General features: G+C 78.0%; 2 protein-coding genes. One reads left to right on the forward strand and one right to left on the reverse strand.

Annotation, left to right across the window (positions count from 1 at the left end; all coding sequences use genetic code 11):
* Nucleotides 1-398: 398 nt before the first annotated feature.
* A complete protein-coding gene (locus AB0F18_RS38315; protein WP_362069910.1) occupies nt 399-950 on the reverse strand; it encodes a hypothetical protein in 552 nt (183 codons plus the stop codon).
* Nucleotides 951-2,854: 1,904 nt separating this feature from the next.
* Here AB0F18_RS38315 and AB0F18_RS38320 point away from each other — a divergent pair.
* Nucleotides 2,855-5,262, forward strand: a 2,408-nt coding sequence (locus AB0F18_RS38320; protein ID WP_362069913.1) for an AAA family ATPase, incomplete at its 3' end; no start/stop codon positions are given.

The raw sequence follows: 5,262 nt of genomic DNA on the forward strand, positions 1-5,262 counted from the left end.
CCTGCCTTCATGCCCGGACACTCGCAACATCACCCGACCCAGAACCCTGTTCGAACCCAAACGCCCCCACGCTCGATAGAACAACGGGTTCTCAGGGCGGGATGGTCTAGGCCGGTTCGGCCCAGCCCAGTCCCGTCCAGCCCGGTCCGCGAGGCCGTGGGGCCCAGCCCGGTTCGGCCCAGGCTGGTCGGGCCCGGCCCGGTTCGGCCCAGCCTGTTCGGGCCCAGCCCGGTTCAGCCTGGTTCGGCGCAGGCCTGGGCCCAGCCTCGGTTCCGCCCGGGCCGGGCCTGCCGAGGGCGGTCCCGCCCAGCCCGGTTCGACTCAGGCATGCTCCGACGGGCGTGTTCCGCCCAGGCTGGCTCGTAGGCGTCAGCCGAATCCGCTCGGGCCGGTTGTGTCTAGGCCGGCTCGCGGGCGGTCAGCCGCAGCGCGACCTGGAGTTCGTGCTCCCCGGAAACGGTGCCGAGGTGCTGGCCGGCGAAGGCGTCCTCCAGAACGGCCCGGACCAGCCGCACCGGCTCGGCGGCGCCGTCCAGCTCGGCCGTCACGGGCGAGGTCGGCCGGGGCCGCGGGACCGTGTCGGGCGTCCGGCGGCGGACGTCCACCGTCACAGCCCAGATGCTCGGAGCCGCCCCGGGCCGGGCCGCCGCCGACGCCGGAGCGGGAGCCGGCGGGGTCATCCCGGGGAACGCCTCCGCCAGGACGCCGAGCACGGCCTCGGCGCCCGCCCGGTCGCAGTGACTGACCAGTACGTTCACCTCGGCCTCAGCCGCCGGCGCCGCCGGCTGGTTGGCCTCGTCCACTCGTGCGGGATCGGCCGCCGGACCCGCACCCGTCCCCGTCCGGGAGGGCACACCGGGTGCGCGACCGTGCTCGTCCACCATCGCCCCCGCGTCCGGGAGCGGCACGCCGCTCCGCTCCGGGGCGTCGTGCCCGCGGTTCGTGTCCATCCTTCGCCTCCGGATCGGGGCACGGCCCCGCGCGGAGCCCGGGGCCGGCCGTGGACCGGCACGTCAGGGTGCCTCCCCCCGCGACTGTCCGCACACGCCCACCCCAAACCCACCCGCCACCCCGAACCCGCCACCGCCACCGAGCCCGCCACCGCCCGAGGCCGTCACTGGAACGGAACCCGCCCCCAGCCGAACCGTCCACGGCCGGGCCCCCGGCGTGGAACCCGCCCGATGCACCGAGTCCGCAACCGGCCTGCATCTGGCCCCGCCACGCTGAGCTCGCCCCATGCACCGAACCACGAACCGCCCCGGCACCGAGCACGCCCCCAGCCGAACCGGCCACCGGGGGGCCCGGCGTGGAACCCGCCCCATGCACCGGGCCCGCCACCGGACTGCATCCGGCAGCCGCGCCGAGCGCGCTGCCGGACCGAACCGGGCACTGTCCCCAGGCCCGCCTCCGGCCCCGACCCCGCCACCAGACGTGGTGCCCCGGCGTCGACCCCCACTCAGTGCCGGGCCGCCGCCCGGCCGCCCCGAACGAGCACCGGTCCCATACCTGGCTGCGGGCCCGAGCTCGCCGCCGGGGCCCGCGCCCGGCTGCCCCCGGCACCGGACGGGGCCGGCGTCGAGCCACCATCCGCGCCGAGCCCCCACCCGGCCTCGACGCCGCCGCCCGAGCACCGGACGTGGCGCCCAGTGCCGAGCCCCCACCCGGGGCCGGGTTCGCGGCCCGGCCGCTCCGAACCCGCCGCCGACACCGAACCGGGCACCAGCCCGAGTCCGCTTCCGGCCCGAACCCGTCCTCGGCACCGAACCCGCCCCGAGCACCGGACGTGGCGCTCGGCCCCCAGCCCCCAGCCCCCCACCCCGCACCGAGCCCACCACCCGGCCGCCGCAGACCCGCATCCAGCCGCCCCCCCCCGGCACCGGACGGGGCGCTCGGCCCCGAGCCCCCACCCGGCCCATAGCCCCACCCGGCCGTCGAGCCCGCCGCCCGTCCGCTCCCGGCCCCGCCCCGCCGCCCCTGACCCGGCGCCCTGTCGCCCGGCCCCCGCCCGTCCGCCCCCGACCCGCGCCCGGCCACCGGCGGGCGCCCCTCCGGCGTCGAACCCGCCCCATGCACCGGGCCCGCCACCGGCCTGCATCCGGCAGCCGCGCCGAGCCCGCTGCAAGCGCGGAACCCGCCCGATACACCGAACCGCGGCACCGGCAGCGGATCGGAAGCGGCAGCCGCGCCGATCCCCCTGCCGGACCGAACCGGGCACCGTCCCCGGGCCGCCTCCGGCCCCGACCCCGGCCACCGGACGTGGCGCCCCGGCGCCGAGCCCCCGTGCGGCGCCGGGCCGCAGCCCGTGCCCGCAGCCCGTGCCCGCGCCCGGCTGCCCCGGCACCGGACGGAGCCGGCGTCGAGAGCCACCACTCGCGACGAGCCCCCCACCCTGCCTCGACGCCTCCGCCCCGAGCACCGGACCTGGCGCCCAATGCCGAGCCCTCACCCGGTGCCGGGTTCGCCGCCCGGCTGCTCCGAACCCGCCGCCGACACCGAACCGGGAACCGGCCCCGAGTCCGCTGCCGGCCCCAAACCCATCCCCGGCCTTGGCCCTGCCATCGGCACCAAACCCGCCCCCACCACCGGACGTGGCGACCGGTCCCGAGCCCCCACCCCGACCCGTCCCGTCCCGCGCCCGCCCGTCACCGACCCGCACCCAGCCGCCTCGGGTCCCCGCCCGTCCGCCCCCGATCCGCACCCGTCCGCCCCCGGCCCCCGCCCTACCGCCCCGGCCTGCGCACCGGCCAGGCCCGGGCCCCGGGAGAGAAGATCGGGATGTTTCCCGTGACGGGGAGTCCCCGAGGCGTGCGCGGGCGTACGCTGAGGTTCTGAACCGGCCTGGGGGGTACCAGCCATGACGGACCGCCGGACCCGCACACGGCGCACGCTCTTCGAACGCGAGACGGAACTGGTCACCGTCGACGAGGCCCTGGACCGCCTCACCGGTACCGGCCCCGACGCCGCCGGCGGCCTGCTCGCGCTCTCCGGCCCCGCCGGCCTCGGCAAGACCACCCTCCTCGCCGAAGTACGCCGCCGCGCCCTCGCCCGCTCCTGCACCCTCCTCGCCGCCCGCGGCGGCGAACAGGAGCAGCGCCAGCCCTTCCACGTCGCCCGCCAGCTCATCCAGCCCCAGCTGGCCGGCCGCCCCGAGGCCGAGCTGCGCGACGCGCTCGGCAGCTGGTACGCCATCGTCGGCCCCGCCCTGGGCCTGTGCGCCCCCGAACAGGGCGCCCCGCCCGACCCCCAGGGCCTGCGCGACGGCCTCGACTGGGTGCTCACCCACCTCACCGTCCAGCGGCCCCCCGTCGTCCTCGTCCTCGACGACGCCCACTGGGCCGACCCCGAATCCCTCGGCTGGCTCGCCGCGTTCGCCCCGCGCGCCGAACACCTCCCGCTGCTCATCGTCGTCGCCTACCGCCCCGACGAACTCCCCGCGCACGCCGAGGCGTTCCGCACGCTGCCCGGCCGGGCTGGCCGGCGCCCGCTCGCCCTCGCCCCGCTCACCGAGTCCGCCGTCGCCACCCTGGTCCGCGAGACCGTCGGGGCGCACGCAGAGGACGCCTTCTGCCACGAGGCCTGGGCCGTCACCACCGGCAACCCCTTCGAGGCCGTCGAACTCACCGCCAAGGTCCGCGCCCGGGGCATCACCCCCGTCGAGTCCAGCGCCCCGCTCCTGCACGACCTGGCCGCCGCCCAGCGCGGCAGCGGCCTCGTCGCCCGCCTGCAGAGCCTCGGCCCCTCCACCGTCCGCTTCGCCTGGGCCTGCGCCGTCCTCGGCACCGCCATCCCCCGGCAGATCGCCGCCCGCGTCGCCGGACTCGGCGCCGAGGAGGCCGCCGCCGCCACCTGGCGGCTGCGCGACGCCCGCATCCTGTCGGCGCCCCCGGCGGAGGCCGAAGAGGAGGGCACCGGGCTGGAGTTCGTCCACCCGCTCATCGCCACCGCCATATACCGGGCCATCCCCGACGCCCTGCGCGTCGCCCTGCACGGCAAGGCCGCGGCCGCCGTCGTCGACGCCGGGCTCGGCTCCTCCGCCGCCGCCCGCCACCTCCTGGAGACCCACCCCGAAAACGACCCCTGGGTGGTGCGCACCCTGCGCGAGGCCGCCGCCGAGAACCTCCGGGCCGGCGCCCCCGAAGCCGCCCGCCGCCAGCTGGCCCGCGCCCTCCAGGAACCCCCGGACTTCGGCGAACGCGCAGCCGTGCTCTACGAACTCGGCTGCGCCTCCCTGCTCACCGAACCCGCCACCACCGTCAACCACCTGCGGGCCGCCCTCGCCGAACCCTTCGACGACCCCGCGCTGCGCCAGGGCATCGTCATCCGGCTCGCCCAGGTCCTCGCCCACAGCGACCACCTGCGGGCCGCCTCCGACCTGCTCGCCCGCGAGATACCGCGCACCCAGGAACCGCGCGCCCGGCTGCGCCTGCAGTCCGAGCAGTTCATGTGGGACGCCTTCGACGCCGCCGAACCCGACTCACCGGCCCGCTCCCGCCGCCTCGCCAAACTCGCCGACCGCCTCACCGGCCGCGACCTCACCGAGCGCTACGTCATCGGACTCCGGGCCTGGGACGCCTGCCTGCGGGGCGAACCCCGCGAGGTGGCCCTCCACCACGCCGGCCGGGTCCTGGAGCAGCCGTTCAGCTGGGCGCACGAGGACCGCGGCTTCGAGGTCCCGGTCCTCGCCGCCCTGGTCCACATGTACGCCGACCGGCCCGGCCGCGCGGAGGAGCTCTTCGAGGCCGGCACCGCCGAGTTCGAACGCCAGGGCTGGCACGGCGCCCACCTGTCCTTCGCGTACAGCCTGCGCGCCTACATCCGCTACCGGCGCGGCCGCCTCACCGAGGCCGAGGAGCTGGCCCGGGCCGGCCTCAGGCTCGCCGAGCGCGTGGGCCGCCGTACGCCCGTGCACTGGTACGCCATCACCATCCTCATCACCACCCTGCTCGGCCGCGGCCGGATCGAGGAGGCCTGGCAGCTGGCCCGGGAACACGAGTACGGGGAGCCCTTCCCCGCCGCCGTGGTCTTCCCCGACTCCCAGACCGTGTACGCCGAACTGCTCCTGGCCGCGGGGGACCGCAAGGCGGCCACCGTCGAACTGGAGGCCGTGGAGCGGAGGCTGACCCCGCGCGGCATCCAGAACCCGGCCTGGTGCCCCTGGCGCCTCCACCTGGCCCGCACGGTGGCCCCCGAGGACCCCGCCAGGGCCCGCGCCCTGGCCGCCGACGCGCTGCACCGCGCCCGGGCCTTCGGCGCGCCCTCCGC

This window comes from Streptomyces sp. NPDC029216, assembly GCF_040648015.1.
In the GTDB taxonomy this organism is placed as follows: domain Bacteria; phylum Actinomycetota; class Actinomycetes; order Streptomycetales; family Streptomycetaceae; genus Streptomyces.